The sequence below is a fragment of the Enterobacter cloacae complex sp. IR5401 genome, assembly GCF_049238425.1.
GTDB classification, from domain to species: domain Bacteria; phylum Pseudomonadota; class Gammaproteobacteria; order Enterobacterales; family Enterobacteriaceae; genus Enterobacter; species Enterobacter hormaechei_C.
The window spans coordinates 38,773-63,513 of sequence record NZ_JBMKHN010000020.1 but is presented as its reverse complement, the minus strand read 5'-3'; the positions used below and the strand labels follow the sequence as shown (position 1 = coordinate 63,513).

General features: G+C 56.7%; 21 protein-coding genes, 2 tRNA genes and 4 pseudogenes. 20 read left to right on the top strand and 7 right to left on the bottom strand.

Annotated elements, in window-relative coordinates:
- The 16 genes and pseudogenes from tssC to ACOTX1_RS21130 all read left to right on the top strand — a co-directional run.
- A pseudogene (tssC, locus tag ACOTX1_RS21205) lies at positions 1–1,242 on the top strand (type VI secretion system contractile sheath large subunit); the annotation flags it as partial.
- 13 nt (positions 1,243–1,255) lie between these two features.
- Positions 1,256–2,596 carry a type VI secretion system baseplate subunit TssK gene (tssK, locus tag ACOTX1_RS21200; protein WP_032667088.1) on the top strand — a complete coding sequence of 447 codons (1,341 nt, stop codon included), beginning with the start codon at positions 1,256–1,258 and terminating at the stop codon, positions 2,594–2,596.
- Positions 2,593–3,246, top strand: a complete 654-nt coding sequence (gene tssL, locus ACOTX1_RS21195; protein ID WP_023313947.1) for a type VI secretion system protein TssL, short form — start codon at positions 2,593–2,595, stop codon at positions 3,244–3,246. The genes tssK and tssL overlap by 4 nt, the downstream gene beginning before the upstream one ends.
- 3 nt (positions 3,247–3,249) lie before the next feature.
- Positions 3,250–4,956 (top strand): OmpA family protein, encoded by a 1,707-nt coding sequence (locus ACOTX1_RS21190; protein ID WP_023313948.1) that lies wholly within the window; start codon positions 3,250–3,252, stop codon positions 4,954–4,956.
- Between the two features lie 5 nt (positions 4,957–4,961).
- Positions 4,962–5,453, top strand: a complete 492-nt coding sequence (gene hcp / locus ACOTX1_RS21185) for a type VI secretion system effector Hcp (RefSeq protein ID WP_009653685.1) — start codon at positions 4,962–4,964, stop codon at positions 5,451–5,453.
- A 172-nt stretch (positions 5,454–5,625) separates the two neighbouring features.
- Positions 5,626–6,165 (top strand): annotated as a pseudogene (locus ACOTX1_RS21180) (Clp protease N-terminal domain-containing protein); the annotation flags it as partial.
- Positions 6,161–8,140: pseudogene (locus ACOTX1_RS21175) on the top strand (ImcF-related family protein); the annotation flags it as partial. The pseudogenes ACOTX1_RS21180 and ACOTX1_RS21175, both read left to right, overlap by 5 nt.
- Before the next feature lie 37 nt (positions 8,141–8,177).
- Positions 8,178–8,358 (top strand): annotated as a pseudogene (locus ACOTX1_RS21170) (hypothetical protein); the annotation flags it as partial.
- Between the two features lie 56 nt (positions 8,359–8,414).
- Positions 8,415–9,155: a hypothetical protein gene (locus tag ACOTX1_RS21165; protein WP_023313951.1), complete on the top strand. Its 741-nt coding sequence runs from the start codon at positions 8,415–8,417 to the stop codon at positions 9,153–9,155.
- A 13-nt stretch (positions 9,156–9,168) separates the two neighbouring features.
- Entirely contained in the window at positions 9,169–10,932 is a 1,764-nt protein-coding gene (tssF, locus tag ACOTX1_RS21160; RefSeq protein ID WP_023313952.1) for a type VI secretion system baseplate subunit TssF, read from the top strand.
- Entirely contained in the window at positions 10,887–11,981 is a 1,095-nt protein-coding gene (tssG, locus tag ACOTX1_RS21155; RefSeq protein WP_072253481.1) for a type VI secretion system baseplate subunit TssG, read from the top strand. The genes tssF and tssG overlap by 46 nt, the downstream gene beginning before the upstream one ends.
- Positions 11,962–12,486, top strand: coding sequence for a type VI secretion system lipoprotein TssJ (tssJ, locus tag ACOTX1_RS21150; protein WP_003857655.1), 525 nt, complete (start codon positions 11,962–11,964; stop codon positions 12,484–12,486). The genes tssG and tssJ overlap by 20 nt, the downstream gene beginning before the upstream one ends.
- Positions 12,486–12,929, top strand: coding sequence for a type VI secretion system baseplate subunit TssE (gene tssE / locus ACOTX1_RS21145; RefSeq protein WP_003857652.1), 444 nt, complete (start codon positions 12,486–12,488; stop codon positions 12,927–12,929). Before tssJ ends, tssE begins: the two co-directional genes overlap by 1 nt.
- A 331-nt stretch (positions 12,930–13,260) precedes the next feature.
- Positions 13,261–13,656 (top strand): hypothetical protein, encoded by a 396-nt coding sequence (locus tag ACOTX1_RS21140; RefSeq protein WP_071785726.1) that lies wholly within the window; start codon positions 13,261–13,263, stop codon positions 13,654–13,656.
- 356 nt (positions 13,657–14,012) lie between these two features.
- Positions 14,013–14,213, top strand: coding sequence for a cell surface composition regulator GlgS (gene glgS / locus ACOTX1_RS21135; RefSeq protein WP_022650936.1), 201 nt, complete (start codon positions 14,013–14,015; stop codon positions 14,211–14,213).
- A 172-nt stretch (positions 14,214–14,385) separates the two neighbouring features.
- Positions 14,386–14,856: an Hsp20 family protein gene (locus ACOTX1_RS21130; protein WP_003857647.1), complete on the top strand. Its 471-nt coding sequence runs from the start codon at positions 14,386–14,388 to the stop codon at positions 14,854–14,856.
- 178 nt (positions 14,857–15,034) lie between these two features.
- On the opposite strand, the gene ACOTX1_RS21125 is transcribed toward ACOTX1_RS21130, so the two are convergent.
- The 3 genes from ACOTX1_RS21125 to mdtK form a co-directional block, all read right to left on the bottom strand.
- Positions 15,035–15,111: transfer RNA gene (locus ACOTX1_RS21125), tRNA-Val, on the bottom strand.
- Positions 15,112–15,115: 4 nt separating this feature from the next.
- Positions 15,116–15,192 (bottom strand) — tRNA-Val (locus tag ACOTX1_RS21120).
- A gap of 153 nt (positions 15,193–15,345) precedes the next feature.
- Complete coding sequence (gene mdtK, locus ACOTX1_RS21115) at positions 15,346–16,719, bottom strand: MdtK family multidrug efflux MATE transporter (RefSeq protein ID WP_032634141.1); 1,374 nt, start codon at positions 16,717–16,719, stop codon at positions 15,346–15,348.
- Between the two features lie 225 nt (positions 16,720–16,944).
- Here mdtK and ACOTX1_RS21110 point away from each other — a divergent pair, with 225 nt between their 5' ends.
- A complete protein-coding gene (locus ACOTX1_RS21110; protein WP_003857643.1) occupies positions 16,945–17,586 on the top strand; it encodes a riboflavin synthase in 642 nt (213 codons plus the stop codon).
- A 31-nt stretch (positions 17,587–17,617) separates the two neighbouring features.
- Here the strand turns inward: ACOTX1_RS21110 and cfa are convergent, their stop codons facing one another.
- Together cfa and punC are read right to left on the bottom strand one after the other, a co-directional pair.
- Positions 17,618–18,766, bottom strand: coding sequence for a cyclopropane fatty acyl phospholipid synthase (gene cfa / locus ACOTX1_RS21105; protein WP_003857641.1), 1,149 nt, complete (start codon positions 18,764–18,766; stop codon positions 17,618–17,620).
- Positions 18,767–19,064: 298 nt separating this feature from the next.
- Positions 19,065–20,264, bottom strand: coding sequence for a purine nucleoside transporter PunC (punC, locus tag ACOTX1_RS21100; RefSeq protein ID WP_023313956.1), 1,200 nt, complete (start codon positions 20,262–20,264; stop codon positions 19,065–19,067).
- A gap of 112 nt (positions 20,265–20,376) precedes the next feature.
- Between punC and punR the strand changes: the two genes are divergently transcribed.
- Complete coding sequence (gene punR / locus ACOTX1_RS21095) at positions 20,377–21,288, top strand: DNA-binding transcriptional activator PunR (RefSeq protein ID WP_003857638.1); 912 nt, start codon at positions 20,377–20,379, stop codon at positions 21,286–21,288.
- 17 nt (positions 21,289–21,305) lie between these two features.
- Here punR and purR read toward each other — a convergent pair whose 3' ends face one another.
- Positions 21,306–22,331 carry an HTH-type transcriptional repressor PurR gene (gene purR, locus ACOTX1_RS21090; RefSeq protein WP_003857634.1) on the bottom strand — a complete coding sequence of 342 codons (1,026 nt, stop codon included), beginning with the start codon at positions 22,329–22,331 and terminating at the stop codon, positions 21,306–21,308.
- Positions 22,332–22,628: 297 nt separating this feature from the next.
- Here purR and ACOTX1_RS21085 point away from each other — a divergent pair, with 297 nt between their 5' ends.
- Together ACOTX1_RS21085 and ACOTX1_RS21080 are read left to right on the top strand one after the other, a co-directional pair.
- A complete protein-coding gene (locus tag ACOTX1_RS21085; RefSeq protein WP_003857632.1) occupies positions 22,629–22,718 on the top strand; it encodes a YnhF family membrane protein in 90 nt (29 codons plus the stop codon).
- Positions 22,719–22,879: 161 nt separating this feature from the next.
- The gene (locus ACOTX1_RS21080; RefSeq protein WP_003857631.1) at positions 22,880–24,046 is read left to right on the top strand and encodes an MFS transporter; all 1,167 of its coding nucleotides are present in this window, start codon (positions 22,880–22,882) and stop codon (positions 24,044–24,046) included.
- 37 nt (positions 24,047–24,083) lie between these two features.
- On the opposite strand, the gene sodB is transcribed toward ACOTX1_RS21080, so the two are convergent.
- Positions 24,084–24,665 carry a superoxide dismutase [Fe] gene (gene sodB, locus ACOTX1_RS21075; protein WP_023313958.1) on the bottom strand — a complete coding sequence of 194 codons (582 nt, stop codon included), beginning with the start codon at positions 24,663–24,665 and terminating at the stop codon, positions 24,084–24,086.
- Between the last annotated feature and the right edge of the window lie 76 nt (positions 24,666–24,741).

The window sequence follows — 24,741 nt, the reverse complement described above, 5'->3', positions numbered from 1 at the left end:
AGCTGGATGCCGTAATGCATCACCAGGAGTTCCAGAAGGTGGAGTCCCTGTGGCGCGGCCTGAAGCAGCTGGTGGACAGCACCGACTACCGCCAGAATGTGAAAACCAGAAATTCTGGATGTGTCGAAAGAAGATCTGCGTCAGGACTTTGAAGACGCGCCGGAACTTATTCAGAGCGGCCTCTACTGGCACACCTATACCGCCGAATACGACACCCCGGGCGGCGAGCCGATTGGTTCCGTGATTTCATCCTATGAATTTGACGCCAGCCCGCAGGATGTGGCGCTGCTGCGCAACATCTCTAAAGTATCAGCTGCCGCACATATGCCGTTTATTGGCTCTGTCGGTCCGAAATTCTTCCTGAAAGACTCGATGGAAGAGGTCGCTGCAATTAAGGATATCGGCAACTACTTCGACCGCGCCGAGTACATTAAGTGGAAATCCTTCCGCGACACCGACGACGCCCGCTACATCGGCCTCGTGATGCCGCGCGTGCTGGGGCGTCTGCCGTATGGCCCGGACACCGTACCTGTACGCAGCTTTAACTACGTTGAGCAGGTGAAAGGCCCGGATCACGAGAAATACCTGTGGACCAGCGCGTCGTTCTCCTTCGCGTCAAACATGGTGAAGAGCTTCATCAATAACGGCTGGTGCGTGCAGATCCGTGGCCCGCAGGCGGGCGGGGCGGTGAAAGATCTGCCTATTCATCTGTACGATCTGGGCACCGGCAACCAGGTGAAAATTCCGTCTGAGGTGATGATCCCGGAGACCCGCGAGTTTGAGTTTGCCAACCTCGGCTTTATCCCGCTCTCGTATTACAAAAACCGCGACTATGCCTGCTTCTTCTCGGCGAACTCCGCGCAGAAACCGGCGTTGTACGACACCGCAGATGCCACGGCCAACAGCCGCATCAACGCCCGTCTGCCGTACATCTTCCTGCTGTCGCGTATTGCGCACTACCTGAAGCTCATCCAGCGCGAGAACATCGGCACCACCAAGGACCGCCGTCTGCTGGAACTGGAGCTGAATACCTGGGTGCGTAGTCTGGTGACGGAAATGACCGATCCGGGCGATGAGTTGCAGGCTTCTCATCCGCTGCGTGACGCGAAAGTGGTGGTGGAAGATATCGAAGACAACCCGGGTTTCTTCCGCGTGAAGCTGTTTGCGGTGCCGCACTTCCAGGTGGAAGGCATGGATGTGAACCTGTCTCTGGTGAGCCAGATGCCGAAAGCGAAAGCGTAAGGCGGTAGCAGGGATGAAAATTTATCGTCCGTTATGGGAAGACGGGGCCTTCCTGGCCCCGCAGCAGTTCCAGCAGCAGGCCCGCTGGGATGCACATGTGGCCGACACCGTGGCCCGGATGGCGCTGGCGCACCCGTGGGGTGTGCTGTGTGCGGAGTTCGACGAAGGCGCTCTGGCCCTTTCACGGCTGAATGCCACCCGGCTTTGCGTGCGCTTTGCGGATGGTACACTGGTGGACACAGATCTGGCGGATAACCTGCCGCCGGTCTGTGATTTATCAGCGGCGGGGAGTGATGCAGTTGAAGTGCTGCTGTGTCTGCCACTCCTCAGCGCCAACGGCGGTAATCTGGATGACGGGCAGGACAGTGCCCGTCCGCGCCGCTGGCAGTCTGAACGGGTGACGGTGCAGGAACTGGCCGGGCATGAGCGCAGTGAACTGACGGTACTTCGTCATGCCCTGACGCTGCGGCTGTCGACTCAGGAAAACAGCGCCTGGCTTACCTGCCCGGTGGCGAGACTGATGCGAAACGCGCAGGGGCAGTGGGTACTGGAGCGGAGCTTTATTCCGCCGCTGCTCTCTTTATCTGCCAGCCCGCTACTGCTCAGCGAACTGAGTGATTTGCTGCACCGCCTTGCGGCCCGGCGTAAGCGCCTGATGGCAATGCGCCGTGAAAGCAACGAGCGGATGGCGGACTTCGCGGTGGCCGATGTATCGCTGTTCTGGTTGCTGAACGCCCTCAACAGCGTTGAGCCGGTACTGACGGAGCTGCACCAGGCGCCGTCCCGCCATCCGGAACTGCTGTACCGCGAGCTGGCCCGCCTTGCCGGCAGCCTGCTGACCTTTTCGCTTGAACATGATGTGGACGCCATTCCCCCCTATCGGCATGACGCGCCGGAAACGGTGTTCCCGCCGCTGTTTACCCTGCTTGATAGTCTCCTTGAAGCCAGTCTGCCGTCGCGCGTGATCGCTATTGAACTGAAACAGGGCGAAGACCGGGAAATCTGGCGCGGGAAGCTGCACGACGCGAGGCTGCGTGAAGGGGCCGATTTCTATCTCTCCGTGCGCTCCGCCATGCCAAACCACGAACTCCAGACGCGCTTCCCGCAACTGTGCAAGGCGGGCAGCCACGATGATGTCTCTGAGGTGGTGAATATCGCCCTGAGCGGGATGGTGATTAAACCGCTGAGTCACGTTCCGGCGGCCATCCCGCTGCGCCTGGAAAATCAGTATTTCGCGCTGGATCTGTCCACCGATGCTGCTCGTGCCATGCTGGAAGCCGGGAACTGTACCTTCTATACGCCGGGCTCCCTCGGTGAGGTGAAACTTGAACTGTTTGCGGTGCTGCGCTCATGAACGATGCCGACATTGACCTGATAAACAAAACGTTTTATCCGGGCTGGCTGATGGTCAGGCAGTTGCGCAGCGGCCAGGAGGTAAAGGACGGCGAAGCGCTGTACCGACGGGCCTGCCGGTGGGTGAACGCCGCGCGTGAATCACTGAACAAAGCCGGGTTCAGCACCACGTCCTGCGAACATATGCTGTATGCGTACTGCGCCCTGATGGATGAGAGCGTGCTGAACCGGGATAAACAGGATGACGGTTACCGCCAGTGGCGAAAAGACCCACTTCAGGCGCGGTTTTTCCGTACCCTGAATGCAGGAGAAGAGCTATGGGAGCGTATCCGTACGGCCCTGCGCGAACCTGCGCCGGATGTGGCAGTGCTGACCTGTCTGTACCGCACTCTGCAACTGGGCTTCACCGGCCAGTACCGCACGCAGGATGATGAGCGGCGTGAGGATGTGGTGCGCGCGCTCAGTGAGCGCGTACCGCCGTTTGCGCTGACCCAGGAAACGCCTGTGGTGGTCAGGGCATCCCGCCTGCGCAGCGGACGCCGGATGTACTGGCTGGGCTGGGCGGCGGGCGTGGTGGTGCTGGCGGCGCTGTGGTTCACCTTCTCCTCTGTGCTGTCGCAGATGGTGGCGCAGATTGCGGGGCAGGGATAACGGATGCGTCAACTCACCCGAACGCTACTCACACTGTTTGCTGCTGTCCTTGCCCTGTGGCTGGTCGTGGGTTTCTGGCCGCTTTCCACCGTCAGCCGTTCTGTGCTTAGCATCTGTATTCTGCTGGTCTGCGGCGCGGCGCTATGGCATCGGTGGCGGCGTCGCCAGTTCGTCATACCGGTAACGGAGCATGTCCTGCCCCCGGAAGATTTTCAGGGTGCGGTGGTGCTGGCCTGCGGCGATACGACCAGCCTGTTCCCTCCCGATACCGTTTATCGTGAAACCCGTCAGGGCTGGTACATACACGCGCAAAACGCAGAACAGCTGCCGCTGCTGGCGCAGCATCTGGCGGCTGTCCGTCCGGCGCTGGTGTCGCAGGTCTCGGTATTGCTGGCGCTGATACCGGAACAGCAGACGTCGGAAGAGGCACTGGCGCAGACGCTCCGTGGCTGGCGACGCAGTATTACGCAGTGCCGGAACTGGCTGAACGGTGTTCCGCCGGTATGGAGCGTGGCCTGGGTGTCGCCACCTGACCTTCACTCTAAAGAAGAGGCGCAGTGGTTTACCGTCACACCGGAGTTACCGGGCGTGCGGGTGCGGCAGAACGGACATGTCGCCCTGCCGGTGACGGACTGGCAGTGGGAGAGCGGCAGCCGCGCCTCACGCCTTTATGACACGCTGTGGCTGGACAGCATACTGGCGCTGATGGCGCACCACCTCACCCGGCCACTCAGCGCCAGACAGGGTGAGCTTCCGCAGCTGAATCTCTGCGCGGCAGGTATCTGTCTGACACCGATCGCCGCAACAGAGGATAACCTCTGGCAGCAGCAGATAGCCGGTATCACCACGCTTTGCCCGAAACCTGTCTTTGCACCGGATTTACTGCCGCTGCCGGAGGTATTGCTGCCGTACCTGCCGCGTCGCCACGGCATCAGCCGCCGGATGCAGAATATGCGGCTGGCCGGGGGTATCAGCTTTGTCTTCCTTGCGCTGGCGATGCTGGCTTCCTTTATCAACAACCAGCGGCTGGTGCGCAGCGTGGGCGACCACCTTGCCGTATACCACCGTCTCAGCGGCACGCCACCTGAGCCGAAGCAGCAGGCGCAGCAGCGTTTGCGGGCAGACAGCCGCCTGCTGGACGACTGGCTGCGGCGTGGCGAGCCACTGCGTTACGGGCTCGGCCTGTATCAGGGCATGCGTCTGATCCCGCCGGTAGAAGCCGCCATTAATAGCTGGACGCCACCGCCGCCACTTCGTCCGGTGATTAAGAAAATCGTGCAGGGGCCGCAGACTGTCCGCCTCGACAGCATGTCGCTGTTCGATACCGGAAAGTGGGCGCTTAAACCCGCCTCAACGAAGCTGCTGGTGAACTCACTGGTGGGGATCAAGGCGAAGCCCGGCTGGCTGATTGTGGTGGCGGGCCATACCGACAGCACCGGGGATGACCCGTTCAACCAGGTGCTGTCCCTGAAGCGTGCGGAGTCGGTCCGCGACTGGATGCGGGATACCGGCGACGTGCCGGAGAGCTGTTTTGCGGTGCAGGGCTATGGTGAAAGCCGTCCTGTCGCCACCAACGACACGGCTGAAGGCCGGGCGCTGAACCGCCGTGTCGAAATCAGTCTGGTACCGCAGGCGAATGCCTGCCAGGCGCCGGGCACGACCCATGCGTCATCGCAGGATGATGGCGCTGATAACAATGTAACGGAGTAATTAACATGGCAATTCCAGTCTATCTGTGGCTGAAGGACGACGGCGGCGCGGACATCAAAGGGTCTGTGGACGTTCAGGATCGTGAAGGCAGTATCGAGGTGGTGGCCCAGGAGCATAACCTGTACATCCCGACCGATAACAATACCGGCAAGCTGACCGGCACCCGTATCCACACGCCTTTCCTGTTCACCAAGGAAATCGACTCCTCCAGCCCGTACCTGTACAAGGCGGTGACGACCGGCCAGACCCTGAAATCGGCCGAGTTCAAATGGTACAGAATCAATGACGCAGGCCAGGAAGTGGAGTACTTCAACACGAAGCTTGAGAACGTGAAGCTGGTGAAAGTGAATCCGAAGATGCATGACATCAAGGATCCTGCTTTCGAGAAGCACAACCACCTCGAGCAGATTGAACTGCGTTACGAAAAAATCACCTGGACCTACAAGGACGGCAACATCATTCATTCCGATTCCTGGAACGAACGCGCCACTGCGTAAGTCGCATGCGGACAGGGCCCTGTCCGCAATTTTTTGCACAGCGTCTGTATGCACGGACGCTGTGCAAAGAAAAACACAATCTGCCTGCCCGACCTGATGCGCTTTGGGTTCCTGAATAACAGGGAACAGCGACGGGCGGTAGCGTGTCCGGAACTGATAAAGAGAGAGTCTCATGGAAAATCCAGCCATCCTGTTACGCCGTCTTAACCCTTACTGTGCCCGCGCGATGGAAGGGGCCGCTTCCCTGTGCCAGACCCGCGCCCATGCGGAAATACTGCCTGAGCACTGGCTGCTGAAACTGCTGGAGCAGGGTGAGGGCGACCTGACGGTGCTGGCGCGGCGCTACGAATGGGATATGGATACGATATGGCAGGATATGCTGGGTTTTCTGGACAGCCTGCCACGGTCAGTGCGCAGCCGTCCGCAGCTTTCGGAGGGCGTGCAGTCACTGATGCAGGACGCCTGGCTGCACGCCTCGCTGTCGGGGGAAGAGCACATCCGCAGCATTCACCTCCTGATGGCTCTGGTGGAAAAACCGAAACTGCTGCGCTGTGACGGCCTGTGGCCGCTGCTGACGCTGGCGCAGAGCCAGCTTGAGCGCCTGCGTGGACTTCTGGATGCGCAGTCGGATGAACGCCCGGAGGTGCAGCAGGAAGCGGAGCTTACGCAGGGCGATGAGGTGGAGTTTGTCGGCCGTCCGGTGAACGCGGATACAGGCCTTTGTACAGCAGCCACCGGATAGTCCGTTACGTGAGCGCATGGCAAAACCGGTTTACGACCAGCTCAGGCTGTACCTGATGCTCTCGCGGCCGGAGAAAATGGATGCGGCCTGGTTTTCCACCACGCTGATGCGCGACTGGCCGCAGCGTGCGGGTGTGGCGAACGGCCTCTGGCAGGGCAGCGGCCCGGTACTGTACGCCTTTTATGCCGCGAGCCTGGCGTCACACCCCCAGTGGCGTCTTCATGCTGACGATATGCTGGTCAGCCAGACGCGCACGCTGCTGGTTCGCCAGATGGGGGTGCGCAACAGCGAATCCACCCTCTATCAGAAAATGCTCGCACAGGTGGCGAACCAGTATGCCGATATGCGCCTGGAGGACATGACCGGCGATACCGACGCCCCGCGCCTGTTCACCACGGATGAAATTGTGCCGGGAATGTTCACCCGTCAGGCGTGGGAGGAGGCGGTACAGCCTGCCATTGATAAGGTGGTGAATGAACGTCGCGAGGAGATGGACTGGGTGCTGAGCGACAGCAGACAGCCCGCCACGCAGCAGACCCCACCGGAAGACCTGAAGCAGCGGCTCACCGCACGTTACTTTGCCGACTTCAGTACCGCCTGGCTCGATTTTCTCAACAGTCTGCGCTGGCAACGGGCAGTGACCCTGTCCGACGCCATTGACCAGCTCACCCTAATGGCCGATGTGCGTCAGTCACCTTTGGTGGCGCTGATGAACACCCTGAATGTTCAGGGCCGCACCGGGCAGACAGGCGAAGCCATTTCGGATTCGCTGGTGAAATCTGCGAAGAATCTGCTCGGTGGCGATAAACAGCCGGCCATTGACCAGAGCGGCGGCTCGCGCGGCCCGCTGGAGGCGACCTTCGGCCCGGTACTGGCGCTCATTAACAGCCAGCAGAAAGGCGGCGGAAATACCGACCTGAGCCTCCAGACGTTTCTGACCCGCGTCACCCAGGTGCGCCTGCGGCTACAGCAGGTGACCAACGCCGCTGACCCGCAGGCCATGACCCGGCTGCTTGCGCAGACGGTGTTTCAGGGTAAGGCGGTGGATTTAACCGAGACCCGCGACTACGGCAGTCTGGTGGCAGCGGGACTCGGGCAGGAATGGAGTGGTTTCGGGCAGACGATGTTTGTGCGGCCTATGGAGCAGGCCTGGCAGCAGGTACTGACTCCGGCGGCTGAAAGCCTGAATGCACAGTGGCAGACCGCCGTGGTGGATGACTGGAACAACGCCTTTGGCGGGCGGTATCCGTTTAAGGATGTCAGCAGCGAGGTCTCACTGCCGTTGCTGGCCAGATACCTCAACGCTGATTCCGGACGTATCACCCGTTTTCTCCAGACCCGTCTTAACGGCGTGCTGCACAGGGAGGGGAGTCACTGGGTGCCGGACAGCATCAACGCTCAGGGGCTGACCTTCAATCCGGCCTTCCTCAGGGCGGTTGATACCCTGAGCCATATTTCCGATGTGGTGTTCACCCGCGGGGAGGCGGGGTTGTCCTTTGAACTGCGCCCGGGAACGGCGGATGGCATCATGGAGACGCGGCTGGTTATCGACAGCCAGAAGCTGACTTATATGAACCAGATGCCCGCCTGGAAGCGTTTTATCTGGCCTGCGGACACCGAAGCGCCGGGTGCGGCATTAAGCTGGATAAGCACCCAGGCCGGCACCCGGCAGTATGCGGATATGTCCGGGGCGTGGGGCTGGATAAGGCTGCTGGACAAGGCGTCAGTCAGCGCGTATCCCGGCACGGGCAGCAGTTACAGTCTCACGTGGCAGGCGCAGGATGGCAGACCGCTGAACTACACCCTGCGTACCGAGGCGGGGGAGGGCCCGCTGGCCCTGCTGAAGCTGCGAAACTTCAGCCTGCCGTTGCAGATATTCACCGTCAGCGAGCCCGCCGCTGACCCCCTGACCGATGACACCGACCCCACAGAGGAAACGTACTGATGGCATCCGTTCACACACTGATTACAGCCTGCCAGGCCGCGCCATCACGCTCACGCAGTGGGCGCCAGAACTGCTGTTTGAGGTCAAAGCCTACCGCCTGAAGCTGCTCCGTATGAAGGGCCGGACGTAATGATACAGATAAAACACGCCTGAATCCGGAGATGGAACATCTGCTGGCGGGGCTGATTGCAACTGACGCTGCCAGAGCCACCGTGTAGTGCGGATAATTAAACAAACGTAACAAAAAAATCATTATCAGGGATATACAACAATCATGCATTTGATTATGAAAATAATATTGTCGGTTATATTTATTCAGCTTTCAGGCTGTACAGCAATTCTTTGGGGAGAAAACAGAGTTGCTGACACAAAGATAAAAGAACGTACTTTGATTTCAGACGAGGTTACCGCTGCGTTTTATTATGAAAATCTCTCTGCTTCGGCTATTCAGGGAAAGACACAGGTCAGGGTAGAAATACCTCGGGATGGTGTCGCTTTCAAGGGTGAAAAAAACATCTATATACTAACGAAAGGCGCGAAAGAGTTACTTGCCCTGGATAAATTATCCACACAGGTAGCGCTGGTTACCGGTTATGTGAAATTTGATGGTTTAAGGCTAAAACTGGATATGCCGCGTGGAAATGATCTTGTCATGCATTTTTCCGATGCGCTTGTACTGCAGGTTAATAAAAGCGACAGCAACCTTACCGCTCAGGATATTGATGACCTTAAAAAAATGGGGTTCTGGAATGAGGGTGGAAGGTATATTAAGCAAATACGCCTCGAAGGGGTAATTATTCCCAGAGATAAGAACGACAGTCTGTTTAATAATAGCGAGAAATTGGTTAAAAAACATAATGTGGAATTTTATTCTACAGAAGACTCAACTCACTTTCATCCTCTGCGACTGGCAACAAACATCGTGTTAACACCCTTCACGGCCGTTGCGGATATTGTATTTTTCCCTATAACACTGCGTGTATTAGGGCTCATCACCCATCCTCCTGTACATTAATAGCCGGAAAATTATGGAAGATTTAACCCTGCGTTATTTTGACGCTGAAATGCGCTACCTGCGCGAGGCGGCGAAAGAGTTCGCGCAGACGCACCCCGACCGGGCGGCAATGCTCGACCTCGACAAAGCCGGCACACCTGACCCGTATGTTGAACGGCTGTTTGAGGGCTTCGCCTTCTCCATGGGACGTCTGCGCGAAAAGATAGATGACGACCTGCCGGAGTTGACCGAAAGTCTGGTGAGTATGCTGTGGCCGCACTACCTGCGTACCATCCCGTCCCTGTCGGTGGTGGCACTGTCCCCGGATGTGCCGGCGATGAAAATGGCGGAAACGTTGTCCGCCGGGCTGGAAATCAGCTCCCGCCCGGTTGGTCCTAAAAACACCGTCTGCCGCTACCGCACCACCCGGGATCTGACGCTGAATCCGCTCGCGGTGGAAAAGGTCATTATGACCACGGAGCCTGACGGGCGTTCGCTCCTGCGGGTGCGTTTTGCCTGTAGTACGCAGGCGGACTGGCCGCAGACGGACCTCCGGCATCTGCCGCTGTACCTGGGCGAAGATAGGGTGACGGGCAGCAGCCTGCACCTCTGGCTGACAAAACGCCAGGCGGCGCTGTACATTCGCCTGCCCGGGCAGACAGAGCGGATCGCACTGGACGGTTATTTCTCCCCGGGCGGTTTTGCTGAGGAAGATCGGCTGTGGCCAAAGGGCGACAGCGCCTTCAGCGGTTATCAGTTGCTGCTGGAGTATTTCACCTTCCGCGAAAAGTTTATGTTCGTCCATCTTAACGGGCTGGAAAATATCACGCTTCCGGCGGGTACGGCGTATTTCGATATCGAGGTGGTGTTCAGCCAGGTATGGCAGAGCGATTTACCGGTAACAGACAGCAGCCTGCGCCTGCACTGCGTGCCGGTAATTAACCTGTTCACCCTGGAAGCCGACCCGCTGACCATCAGCGGACTGGAGAGTGAATACCTGCTGCGCCCGAAACGTCTTCAGGACGGGCATACCGAGATTTACTCGGTGGACAGCGTCAACGGCTCCGGGCGTACCGGCGAAGCGCACTATGTGCCGTTCACCAGTTTTCGCCATCAGGGCGGCATGATGCGTCGTCACGCGCCGGAACGATATTACCACACTCGCGTGAAGCGGGGCGTCACCGGGATGCACGATACCTGGCTGATACTGGGCGGCCAGCAGTGGGAAGCTGACCGGATGCTGGAGCGGGAGACAGTCTCGCTGCGCATCACTGGCACCAACGGCCAGTTACCGCGCCGGGCGTTGCAGAGCACGCTGCTGGACCGCTGTGAACAGGTCTATGACACGCCCCTCACCGTGCGTAATCTCTGCAAGCCGACGCTGCCCGCATATCCGCCTGCGGAGGATCGTTTCCACTGGCGGGTGATGAGCCATCTGGGCTCCCGGTTTCTCAATATGATGAGCAGCGCTTTGGTGCTGCGCGGCACGCTCTCGCTCTATAACTGGCGGGACGACGAGCTGAACAACCGTCGCCTCGATGCCATCCAGGATGTCAGGCACCACCGCATTCAGCGCTTTGAGGACGGTTTTTTGCTGCGCGGGCTGGACGTGGAGGTGACGCTCGACAGTAATGGATTTACCGGAGAGGGCGATATCCACCTGTTTGGCGAACTGCTTAACCGTTTTTTCGCCCTGTATGCCGACATGAATCAGTTTAACCAGCTCACGCTGATTGTTCAGCCAGAAGGGAAATGTATCCGGTGGAAAGAGAATCACAGTCCGCGCCTGCCCGGCTGATGGCGCAGGTACGGCACCAGCTGCCGTATATGAATTTTTACCGCTTCTGCCAGCTGCTGGAACAGAGCCTGCCGGAGATGCCGGTGCCCGGCAGCGACTGGCGGGTGCGGCAGGAGCCAGTGCGTTTTCGCCCGCATCCGTGGATGGGGTTTCCGTCCGGTGAAATCCGGGGGATGGAAGACCCGGAACATCCGCACCTGCCGCCGTCGGTGCGCGTCACCTTTATGTGGCTGTACGGCGTGGAGTCGCCGCTGCCGACCCACTACACCGACGATATCGCTCAGCGACGGGAAGGGCACGACGCGACGCAGGATTTTCTGGATATTTTCAGTCACCGGCTGATTACCCAGTATTACCGCATCTGGCGTAAGTATTCGTACCCGGCCACCTTTAAGGCCGGCGGCGCTGACAACACGTCACAATACCTGCTGGGCCTGGCGGGGCTGGGGATACCCGGCTGCGCTCAGGCAGCCGGTACGCCGCTGTCGCGATTTCTGGCGCTGCTGCCGGTGATGATGCTGCCGGGACGGACGGCGGAGGGAATGGGGGCGCTGGTGCGGCTGCTGGCACCGGATACGCGCACGCAGGTTTATCACCATGACCGCTGCCGTATCCCGCTGAAGCAGCCGGTTGCGATGAGTACATGCCAGCCGGTCAGCCTGAAGCACCGGCCGGTGATGGGCACGCATGCCACGGATGTGAACGGCCAGGTGCTGTTGCGCCTGAGCACGGACAACCCGGAAGAGATCCGGGGCTGGCTGCCGGGCGGTGACCTGCACGCTGACCTGATGGCGCTGCTGCACGTGTGGCTGGGCGCGCACCTGGATGTACGTATGCAGTTATGCGTTGCCCGGCATTTGCTGCCGGATGCGCGGCTGTCCTGCAATGCGGAACAGATCGCGCAGGTCGGGCGCACGGCAGTGCTGCGTCCCCTTAATCCGCAACAGAACAGAAACGACATTATCACCATTCACCCTGGACGCTTTCAGCGCGTCCGGGAAAACATTCAGCGAAGGAAAAACGATGAAGATGGCGATTACCGCTGGTAAAGCGCTGGCAATCACTCTGGCGACCCTGTTAACCGGCTGCGGTCTGACGCAGAAAGTGACGGATGGCACCGTCGCCGTCACGAAGTCCATTTTTTACAGACAGGTGAAAACCCTTCACCTGGATATTCAGGCGCGCGAAGGGGTGAACAACAACGCGAAGGGGGCATCGCTGGCAACGGTGGTGCGAATTTACCAGCTTAAAGAGCGTAAGGCGTTTGACAGTACTGATTATCCGTCGCTGTTCGCCAGTGACACTCAGGCCATTAAAGCCGATCTTGTGGCGGAAAAGGATATCCGCCTGCGCCCTGGCGAATCGGTGACGCTGGATATGCCGATGGAAGAGAGCGCGCAGGTTGTGGCGGTGGCGGGGATGTTTATGGCACCGGACCAGGTAAATGATACCTGGCGTATTACCCTGACCCGTGACGACCTTGACCCGGATAAGGCGCGGGTTATCGAAGTCAGTAATAATCGTCTGACGCTGAAACCGCTGGAGGGGGAATGATGCCGCGTCCGTCTCTGTATGACATGCTGTACGGTAACTTCGCCGGCGGGCTTGACCTGCACAGTGTCAGTGAGGAGAACCAGCTGATTTTATCAGTACTCGATAATATGCAGCGCATCCTCAACTGCCGCGCCGGTACGCTGGCTCACCTGCCGGACTACGGTCTGCCGGATATGACAAAAATCCTCCAGGGAATGCCCGGGACCGCCCACCAGCTGATTACCACACTGTCGGCTGTGTTGCTGAAATACGAGCCGCGCCTGAGCCGGATTAATGTGGTGATGCAGGAACAGATTCAGCCCGGTGAACTCCGCTACGCCATTGATGCGGAGCTGAAGGGGGTGGGGCTGGTGCGCTACGGCACGGAGTTTATGCCCGAGGGCAGGGTATTAATCCGTCATCTGAAACAACAGCAGTATCTGGATAATACAGCCCGATTGTGAGCCAATTTTGAAATTCAGCACGTAAAACCACCCCACATCTTTTACCGACATCGCGAGGATGCATATTGCAGAGTTTCGCCTGCGAAAATAACCACTTCATGAAAATTGGGCGAGCAGGCAACATGAACGACCAGATATTTATTTTACCCTGGTCAGAAAAGATACATTAAAGAGTTACTTTTCAATGAGTTATTGTAGAGCTTGTGCTGTAGCGGGTACTGAAATATTAATAATTGATTTCTTCGCCATGAGTCATTGCATTTTATCTGGCGAAAAGGTCAATGGCTGAGGGGATACCCTGAGTATGATGACGTCAATCATGGATACAGATATGAAAATGAGAATTCTCCTTCTTACGGTCAGTGTACTTTTTAACATGCAGGCTGGTGCCGCCCGTGGAAGACAGCCCTGCTCTGGCTCAAAAGGTGGCATAGCACACTGTACATCGGATGGTCGTTTTGTCTGCAATGGCGGAAGTCTGAGCCAGTCGAAGCGATTCTGTTCAGGTTATGGTGCCTCCGAACTGCCCCGGCAGGTAAAACCCTCCCCCTCCGCCAGGAAAGCGCAGACGAAAAAGAGAATAGCCGTGAAAGGCCAGGAGCAGCGTGTTGTAGAAAACAATGCGCAGTTCGATACACAACCGCGGCAACCTACATGCGCCCCTCTCTATATGGCCAACAAGCCCGGATTCACCCATTTACCCATTTGTTCAGGTAATCAGTATTAATCCGCCAGTGTAAATATTCTTTGTCTGTTATTCGAACTGATAAGACGCTTGCAGGTGGAAACCCACCTGAACGCGCTGGGCGACCTGTTACAGCGTCTGGCATTAAAGCACGCCGTTCGCACCTTCCGGATACGTGGCGAACTTACTGCATGGCTGGCGTTTAGGTTTTCTGCATGAGTGATAAAAGGGAGGGAAAATCATGACCAGGGCTGAAGAGTTTTGTCGCTCCTGAAATGTGAACACTGGCAGATGGATGCGCACACATCGCTCAAAAATCGATCTTTTTCAGGCGGATACTGAGATCAGAAAAGCATATGACCTTGAACAGTAACCACAGCGACTGGAGGGATATGCTAATGAAGCGACAAGATATAAACGCATTAAAGAATTTTGATTTTCTGGCACGCAGTTTTGCCCGTATGTACGCCCTGGGCCAGCCAGTTGATATCGATGCCGTGACCGGCAATATGAGTAATAAACAGCAGGCATGGTTCCGGGAGCGATATGACCACTACCGAAAGCAGGCTGAGCGGGCGAGAGTAATAGAACTGCGATGATGTAACGAACAACGGGCTTAACGGCCCGTTGCTTTTTTAAGTTCCAGCTACATTTTTGCAGGCTCCTGAGGTTGAAATATTTTGCGGTAACCTCATATAGAAAGCGGGTAAGGAACACCTGCCCATAAGACATGAACTTTTTGAATATTCTTTTTTACTGTTCAGGAGGTACATGATGACTCTCAGAACCTTTCCCGTGTTGAACGATCTCTCCGACTCTCTGTTTGCGGACCGTTTTAACCGTATCGATCGCCTTTTTAGCCAGCTAACCGGCAGTACGCCGTTGCCCTCCACGCCTTCTTACAATATCCGGCGGCTGGGCGATAACCGCTATGAACTGACGCTCAGCGTGCCGGGCTGGAAAGAGAGCGAACTGGAAATTGAAACCGTTGGCGGTCAGCTGAATATCAGCGGTAAACGTGAAGAGGAGAAAACCGAAAACGGCGAAGAAGGGTGGATCCATCGGGGTATCAGCCGCAGCGACTTCCGGGCCAGCTATAGTCTGCCGGAGCATGTGAAAGTGACCGGCGCTTCGCTGGAAAACGGCTTACTGGCAATTGAATTACACCAGGATATCCCGGAAGAAGAGAAACCGCAGCGCATCGCCATCAACAACAACCCAGCGATTGAACATAAGCCGTAATCGTTGACTGACGTTGTTTTCACGCCCGGCAAACGCCGGGCGTTTTGCTAACCTGATGGGGCTTATGCCATTCCGCTTTTCCCGGTACGCGCGGGCTGGAGGTCACTTTCGATGTGCTTAAAAGGTTTGCTGCCTCTGCATGAGGCTGAACGGGAATGAAATGTGAGAGAAAACAGATTGGTGCGTCTGAATGGACTCGAACCATCGACCCCCACCATGTCAAGGTGGTGCTCTAACCAACTGAGCTACAGACGCAAGATGGTGCGTTCAATTGGACTCGAACCAACGACCCCCACCATGTCAAGGTGGTGCTCTAACCAACTGAGCTATGAACGCATTGTGTTGTCGGTGACAACGGGGACGAATATTAGCGGCACAGCACCAAGGTGGCAAGAGGGAAAATGCATTTTTCTCTCTGATTTCACGCGATTGCTTTATTACCGCGCAAAGTGAAGAGAAAGTAGCCGCCAGCCGTCGGCTACAGGGTCATTAACGTGCAGCGCGCTGCAAAATAACCGTAGAGGGCTGACGTTGCAGGAAACGCATGCGCAGCATCATCATAATGGCCGCAGACGTTAAGCCGATGATAAAGCCCATCCAGAATCCGGCTGGCCCCATGCGATCCACCACCAGATCCGTGAGCGCCAGAATGTAACCACTCGGCAGGCCCAGCACCCAGTAGGCAATAAAGGTGATAAAGAAGATGGAACGCGTATCTTTATACCCACGCAGCACGCCGCTGCCAATGACCTGGATGGAGTCAGAGATCTGATAAATGGCCGCCAGCAGCATCAGGTGCGAGGCCAGAGTCACTACCTCCGGGTTGTCGTTATAGAGCAGGGCAATTTGCTCACGCAACAGCACGGTAAAGAGGGCGGTACAGACCGCCATGCAGACGCCGACGCCCAGCCCGGTGCGGGCAGCCGTTTGCGCATCCAGCGTAGAACCTTGCCCCAGACGGAAGCCCACGCGAATCGTCACCGCAGCCGCCAGCGACATCGGCAGAACAAACATCAAAGAGCTGAAGTTCAGCGCGATCTGGTGGCCTGCCACATCAATAATCCCTAACGGCGAGACCAGCAGGGCGACGACGGCAAACAGCGTCACTTCAAAGAACAGCGCCAGCGCAATGGGCAGACCCAGCTGTGTCAGGCGGGTCAACATCGACCAGTCAGGCGTGCTAAAGGCGGTGTCGTTGCGAATGTCGCGCATGGATCGCGCATGCTTAATGTAGGTGAGCATGCTTCCGAACATCACCCAGTACACCGCTGCCGTCGCCACGCCGCAGCCCACGCCGCCGAGTTCCGGCATGCCAAAATGACCGTAAATGAAGATATAGTTCACGGGAATGTTCACCAGCAAGCCGATAAAGCCCATCACCATGCCCGGCTTGGTTTTTGCCAGCCCTTCACACTGGTTACGTGCCACCTGGAAGAACAGATAGCCGGGCGCGCCCCAGAGCAGGGCGCGCAGATAACCGACCGCCTTATCCGCCAGCGCCGGGTCGATATTATGCATGGCGCGAATAATATACCCGGCGTTCCACAGGACGATCATAATCAGGACGGAGACGAACCCGGCCAGCCAGAAGCCCTGGCGCACCTGATGGGCCACGCGGTCACGTCGACCGGAGCCGTTAAGCTGTGCGATGACGGGCGTTAGCGCCAGCAGCAGGCCGTGACCAAACAGAATGGCCGGGAGCCAGATTGAGGTTCCGATCGCCACGGCGGCCATATCGGTGGCGCTGTAACCACCGGCCATTACCGTATCCACAAATCCCATTGCGGTTTGGGCTACCTGCGCGACGATCACCGGTATTGCCAGTGCCAATAACTGACGCGCTTCGATCATATACTTCTGCACGTGAACACCTTTGTATTGTAGTTATTTGAGAGACTAAAAAGGCCGCCGTTACTGGCAGCAAGAAGAAAAAACAGAGGGATGCCAGCTATTGTAGCGGGGTTTAACTAATTATCTAGTGAAAAAATCGCCAGAAATTGCGCATCACTGGCAACCTGTTTTTTCAACTGTTATTGTGGTGGGATTATACGGTGTTATCGCCGTTCGGAATGAACAGGAGCTGTAAGCATGTTTACTGGTATTGTGCAGGGCACTGCCAAAGTGGTGTCCATTGATGAAAAACCGAATTTCCGCACTCACGTGGTTGAGCTGCCTGAATATATGCTCGACGGCATTGAAACCGGGGCGTCGATAGCGCATAACGGCTGCTGCCTGACGGTGACCGAAATTAACGGTAATCAGATTAGCTTTGATTTAATGAAAGAGACGCTGCGCATCACTAACCTGGGTGAGCTGGTGGTAGGAGATATCATCAACGTTGAACGCGCGGCGAAATTCAGCGATGAGATTGGTGGGCATCTGATGTCGGGCCATATTATGACCACCGCAGAAGTGGCGAAAATCGTGACCTCGGAAAATAACCGTCAAATCTGGTTCAAGGTGCAGGATCCGTCATTAATGAAATACATCCTTTATAAAGGATTTATTGGCATCGATGGGATTAGTCTGACCGTCGGTGAAGTGACGCCAACGCGTTTTTGCGTGCATTTAATTCCTGAAACGCTGCAACGTACTACGCTTGGCGCAAAAAAATTGGGGCAGCGCGTAAATATCGAAATTGATCCGCAGACCCAGGCGGTCGTGGATACCGTTGAGCGCGTGCTGGCGGCGAAAGAGGCGGCGATAATAAAGACCGTGGAAGAAGAATAAAAATTAACCCCGGGAAACCGGGGTTATTTTTTCAGCGAGCCACCCGCAAGCCGTGCTCAATCCCACGACTAAACACCACCTGCCACAGCTGTATATCCCGCGCACGGAACGCGCCCGCACAGGCATTCAGATAATAGCTAAACATCCGTTTGAATCGTTCCGAATAGTTGTCGGCGATTTCAGGCCATGCAGCCTGGAAACGTTCATGCCAGGCCATCAGGGTCGTGTCGTAATCTGCGCCGAAGTTATGCCAGTCTTCCACAATAAAATGCGGTTCGCTGGCGTTCGCAATCTGGCGAACAGAGGGTAAACAGCCATTCGGGAAGATATATTTGTTGATCCAGGGGTCCACATTGTTATCGGTGCGCTTAGAGCCGATGGTGTGTAGCAGGAAAATTCCGTCAGGCTTCAGGTTACGATCGGCGACCTCAAAGTAGGTCTTGTAGTTCTTCGGCCCCACGTGCTCGAACATACCTACGGAAACAATACGATCGAACTGCTCATTCAGGTCGCGGTAGTCCTGAAGCCGAATATCAACATCCAGTCCCAGACAGCGTTCCTGCGCCATCTTCTGCTGTTCAGCCGAAATCGTGACGCCGACTACGCTGACGCCGTAATTTTTCGCCATAAACCAGGCAAGACCACCCCAGCCACAGCCGATGTCCAGCACACGCATACCGGGCTGTAACTGCAATTTATCGCAGATCAGTTGCAGCTTATCCTGCTGCGCCTCTTCCAGGGTCGTCGCTTTTTTCCAGTATCCGCAGGAGTACTGCATTAAAGGATCGAGCATACGGCTGAACAAATCGTTGCCAAGGTCGTAATGCTCTTTACCGACGATCCATGCCCGTTTTTTACTTTGCAGATTGAACAGGCGGGCGGAGGCGATACGTAAGGTATCTTTGAAATGACGAGGGAGCTGTTTTTCAAGACCGGCGCGTAACACGCTGGAGAAGAACATATCCAGCCGCTCACACTCCCACCAGCCGTCCATATAGCTTTCACCCAGCCCTAACGATCCCTCCTGTAACACGCGTTTGAAAAAATCGGGATGCTTTATCTGGGGATCGGAGGGGGATGAGCCATTAATCGTAATGCCCGCACGTCCCAACAGTTCACTGACGATCCGGGACCAGTTATCGTCCGGAACGCTGACTTCTTCTATACACGATGAACTCATAGCTTCTCCATCACCTTGCTGTGATCAGAACCTTAAAACAGCGTAGACGCTTTTTTGGTTTGTGAGAAATCTCACGGTAAATGCCCGCGAGGCTAATATCCGACGTAGAACAGAGGAAGGGAGATAACCCTTGCCGAAATGCCTTCCATGGTAAAACGGGAGCGCTCCGGCTCCCGTTAACACTTAATATTTATCGTATTTAATCGAACCAAATTCAGTATAGGCCGCAAAATTTGGTGATTCAACAGAAAATTGTTAGCTACCTAATCACTGGTTTTTAACATAGTTTCCCGCGCAATCAGGCGTGCGACGTTTCGGTTTGTGCATTGTCATTCTGCTCGCGAAGCGCGGAGGACTGCATGCGATAACCCAATCCCGCCAGCGCAACGGTGATCAGCATCACGCTGGTAGTGGTGAGCAGCGGGGTTGCAATCAACGCAGAGACCACGAGACTTGCCAGGAAGCACAGGCCAAGTTGCAGGGTATTTTGCAGCGCGGCAGCGCGGCCTGTCGCCTGCGGAAATGGACGCAACGCCTGGGCTACAACGATAGGGTAGATGGCCCCGTTAGCGATCGCCATGACGCAGAACGGAATCAAAATTTCTGCAAGCCCGGCGCCGGGAATAAAGCCGACAGCCCAGGTCGCAATCACGCTTAGCGCATACAGCACCAGCAGCCAGGGCAGCATCCGTTGGCCTTCCCATTTTTGCAGCGCGGCGCGACAGCCATAGCCACCCACCAGGAAGGCGATGGTCTGTGGTACATAGCTCAGGCCGATAGCCGCCGGGCTGTAGCCCATGTCATGCAGAATGAACGGCGAACCGGTTAGCCAGGCAAAGAAGCTGGCAGAGCAGGCGGCATAAATCAGCACGTTACCGCGATAGGCTTTCGACCGCACTAAAGAGGTAAAGGTGATGGGCTTCGCGTCCGGATGCGTCTCTTTTTTATGCGCCGGTTTAAGCCCGAACGCGGGCAGCATCAGGACCAGCGTAATAGCAAAGAGCGTGGCGAAAATGGCCTGCCAGTCGAAATGCGCCAGGATCCAGCTGCCCAGTAACGGGGCAAGCGCCGGCGACAGGCCGACCAGGGGCATAATGGTGGCGAATATGCGGTTAGTGCGCGAGGCGGGGTAGTAATCGGTTACCAGCGCCTGCCAGGTCACCGCAGCGGCACAGACACCGACCGCCTGAATAAAGCGCAGCGCCAGCAGCCAGGCGGCATCGCGGACCCACAGCATGCCCAGACAGCCTGCGGCAAAAATCGCCAGCCCCAACAACAGGACGGGTTTACGGCCAAAACGATCCGAGAGCGGCCCCCACAGCAATTGCGCAAAAGCAAAACCGGCGAGGAACAAACTCAAACTGGCGCTGATGGCGGCGGCAGGGGTTTGCAAATCTTCCTGCATCGCGGCGAACGCGGGCAGATACATATCGGTCGCCAAAAAGCCCAGCACGCTTAAGCCGCCGAGCCAGACTAAAAATCCTTTCCTGGGTTGCACTTTTTTTCTCCTGAGGAGGCAGGTGTACGTTGGCGCAGAGTGTAGGGAGTGCAAAGCGGCTTGTGAAACGCTAATATTTGGCGGGCGCATTCAAAAAATTTGCAGGCTAAAGATGTGGTCAGATTATTCCCTTGAAGTGGTTGATGCCGTGGCGCGTAACGGCAGCTTTACCGGCGCCGCCCAGGAGCTGCATCGCGTTCCCTCGGCGATCAGTTACACGGTGCGTCAGCTGGAAGCGTGGCTGGCGGTGCCGCTGTTCGAGCGGCGTCATCGCGACGTGGAGCTCACGCCTGCCGGAGCGTGGTTTTTGAAGGAAGGGCGGTCTGTCATCAAAAAAATGCAGATCACCCGTGAGCAGTGCCAGCAGATCGCCAACGGCTGGCGCGGGCATCTCGCTATCGCGGTGGATAACATTGTTAAGCCGGAGCGGACCCGGCAGATGATCGTCGATTTCTATCGTCATTTTTCCGACGTCGAACTGCGTGTTTCGCAGGAAGTGTTCAACGGCGTCTGGGATGCGCTGGCGGACGGCAGGGCGGAGATGGCGATTGGTGCAACCCAGGCGATCCCGGTTGGTGGGCGCTACGCGTTTCGCGACATGGGCATGCTGAGCTGGACCTGCGTGGTCGCGCGCGATCACCCGCTGGCAGCGCTGGAAGGGCCGCTGAGCGATGACACATTACGCAACTGGCCCTCGCTGGTGCTGGAAGATACCTCCCGCTCGCTGCCCAAGCGCATTACCTGGTTGCTGGATAATCAGCGCCGCGTGGTCGCGCCGGACTGGGAGTCGTCAGCCACCTGTCTGAGCGCGGGGCTGTGCGTTGGCATGGTGCCGGTGCATTTTGCGCGCCCGCGCATCGACGCGGGAGAGTGGGTGGCTCTGACGCTGGAAAACCCCTTCCCGGATGCCGCATGCTGTCTGACGTGGCAGCAAAACGACGTCTCGCCCGCCATGGCCTGGCTGCTGGATTATCTGGGAGACAGCGAAACGCTGAACCGGGAGTGGTTGCGGGAACCAGCATAGCTGGCCCCGGAAAGTGATTAACGACGGTAGTCGCGGAACGGACCGTCCGCAACGGAACGGCGTTCTATCAGGCGCGGGTGAACTTCAATGGACTGGGACTGTTCACGCTTGTTGACGATCCTGTCCAGCAGCATGTTGAAGGCCGTTTCACCCAGCGAATCTTTCGGCTGGTGAATGGTGGTCAGCGCCGGGGTAAAGAATCGGGCGTTGCGCACGTTGTCATAGCCGATCACCGAGATATCCTGGGGGACGCGCAGGCCGAGTTCATCTGCCGCGCATAGCGCGCCCATCGCCATGATGTCGCCGCCGCAGAACACCGCGGTAGGGCGATGCGGCTGGGAGACGATCTGCTGCATGGCGCGATAGCCTGACTCCGGCTCGAAGTCGCCCTGAACAATCCAGTTTTCCGGCACGGTGATCAGCGCCTCTTCCATCGCTTTCATGAAACCGGCCAGACGGCCAGCACCGGTGTTACGCTCCAGAGGACCCGGGATCACGCCAATTTCACGATGACCGCGTTCTACCAGATAACGCCCCGCCATGTAGCCGCCTTCAAAGGCGTTATCAATAACGGAGTCGGTGAAGTCTGCGCGCGCCTCGCCCCAGTCCATGACTACCATCGGAATGTGGCGATACTCTTCCAGCATGGAAAGGACCGACTCAGGGTATTCAGAACACATTACCAGCAGGCCGTCGACGCGCTTTTGCGCCATCATTGACAGGTAAGCGCGCTGTTTTTCAATGTTGTTCCACGCATTGCCCAGAATCAGGGTATAGCCTTTCTGGAAGCAGTTTTTTTCAACGGCTTCGATGATTTCAGCAAAATAGGCCGCTTCACTGCTGGTGGCCAGCAGGCCAATCGATTTGGTGTGATTAACCTTCAGGCTGCGGGCGACGGCACTTGGCGAGTAGTGCAGTTCTTTGATTGCCGCCCAGACGGCATTACGCGTCTCTTCAGCGACGAAACGCGTTTTGTTAATAACATGTGATACGGTTGTAGTGGAAACGTTTGCGCGTTTTGCTACGTCTTTAATTGTTGCCATTAAATGTCACTCCAGACCATATCCTAAGCTCCTGAAAAAATTGAAGGTAAACGTTTGCCTTCTCTCACCCTTATTACGCAAACATGAGTTGCGACACGCCGGGAAAACGACACAGGACGTCAGGAGGGGGTCAGTGGCCGGTACGCTAATAAATTTAGCGTGGAATTTTGTCCTATCTTGATGAAAAGGGGAAGAGGTAAAGTGGATATCCGTTTAAATCCTGGAAGATTTTTGACCTGAACTGTGTAAAAATGAGCAAGCTCACTTTTCGTAGGGTGAATAAAAGGAGAAAAATTGATGAGTACCGATCTGAAGTTTTCGCTGTTTACCACCATTGTTGTTCTTGCTCTGATTGTTGCCGGTGGTTTAACCGCTGCACTGCACTGATTCAGGCGGAGGGAGAACCTTCTCCCTCTCTTGCCGCTACTGTTACCTCTCCGGCAAAAATCTTTTGCCAAAATGTTAACTTCTCATTTTTTGTGATTGATGTCATGCTTTTGACTTCTTAGTTCTGTGCCGGGTTATGGCACGGTATCCGGAGCCTCTTCATGAAAATCAATTTTCCCCTGCTGGCCCTGGCGATTGGCGCCTTTGGGATTGGCACCACTGAATTCTCCCCGATGGGGTTATTGCCTGTTATCGCCCGGGGGGTAGACGTCTCTATCCCTGCGGCCGGTATGTTAATTAGCGCCTACGCGATCGGCGTGATGGTGGGCGCGCCGCTGATGACGCTGCTGCTTTCGCACCGTGCGCGCCGCAACGCGCTGATTTTCCTGATGGCGATTTTCACTCTCGGCAATGTGTTTTCCGCGATTTCGCCCGATTACACCACTCTGATGCTTTCGCGCATTCTTACCAGCCTCAACCATGGCGCCTTCTTCGGACTGGGCTCGGTTGTTGCTGCCAGCGTGGTGCCAAAACATAAGCAGGCCAGCGCGGTAGCCACTATGTTTATGGGCCTCACCATCGCTAATATCGGCGGCGTTCCCGCCGCCACCTGGCTGGGAGAAGCCATCGGCTGGCGTATGTCTTTCCTCGCAACCGCCGGACTGGGCGTGGTCGCGATGGTTGCGCTGTTCTTCTCACTGCCGAAAGGAAGTGCTGGAGAACGTCCGGAAGTACGTAAAGAGCTGGCGGTGCTGATGCGTCCTCAGGTGTTGTCCGCGCTGCTCACCACGGTGCTGGGGGCCGGGGCGATGTTTACGCTCTACACCTATATCTCCCCGGTGCTGCACGACATAACCCACGCAACGCCACTCTTTGTTACCGCGATGCTGGTGCTGATTGGTGTCGGGTTCTCGATTGGCAACTATCTCGGCGGGAAATTTGCCGACCGCTCCGTGAGTGGGACGCTGAAAGGTTTTTTAACGCTGCTGATTGTCATCATGGTGGCGATTCCGTGGCTGGCGCGTAACGAAGTGGGTGCCGCGATTGCCATGGTGGTGTGGGGCGCCGCAACCTTTGCCGTGGTGCCACCGTTGCAGATGCGCGTAATGCGCGTTGCACACGAAGCGCCGGGGCTCTCTTCATCGGTGAATATCGGTGCGTTTAACCTGGGCAATGCGCTGGGGGCCGCAGCGGGCGGGGCGGTGATCTCCGGTGGTTTGGGTTATAGCTTTGTGCCGGTGATGGGGGCGATCATTGCCGCACTCGGCCTGCTGCTGGTGATAATGTCTGGTCGTAAACAGCCTCAAGCGGTGTGTACGGCGGAATAAACAAAAACGCAGAAGGGCTGCCCCTTCTGCGTGTCTCTTACGCGGCGAAGTTCTTCGCAACAAATTCCCAGTTAACCAGTGCCCAGAAGTGTTCCAGGTAGTTCGGGCGCGCATTACGGTAATCAATGTAATAGGCGTGTTCCCATACGTCCACGGTCATCAGCGGCGTGGCGCTGGTGGTCAGAGGGGTACCCGCATTAGAAGTGGAAACGATAGCCAGTTTGCCATCAGCCTCTTTTACCAGCCAGGTCCAGCCGGAGCCAAAGTTTTTAACGGCTGCGTCAGTAAACTTCGCTTTAAAATCCGCGAAACTGCCGAACGCGGCGTTAATCGCTGCCGCCAGCTCACCGTCAGGTTCTCCGCCTGCATTCGGGGCCAGGCAGTTCCAGTAGAAGGTGTGGTTCCACACCTGTGCGGCGTTGTTGAATACGCCGCCGTCTGAACTGCGCACGATCTCTTCCAGCGTTTTGCCTTCAAAATCGGTGCCCTTGATCAGGTTATTCAGGTTGGTGACATAGGTCTGGTGATGCTTGCCGTAATGGTACTCCAGGGTTTCCGCGGAAATATGCGGGGCCAGGGCGTCTTTTGCATACGGTAGTGCAGGTAATTCGAACGACATTGCTTCTCTCCTTATAGTTTTATACGTTGCCAATAACCCTACAGACAACAAGGACAGAATAGCAAATTGAAAGGGT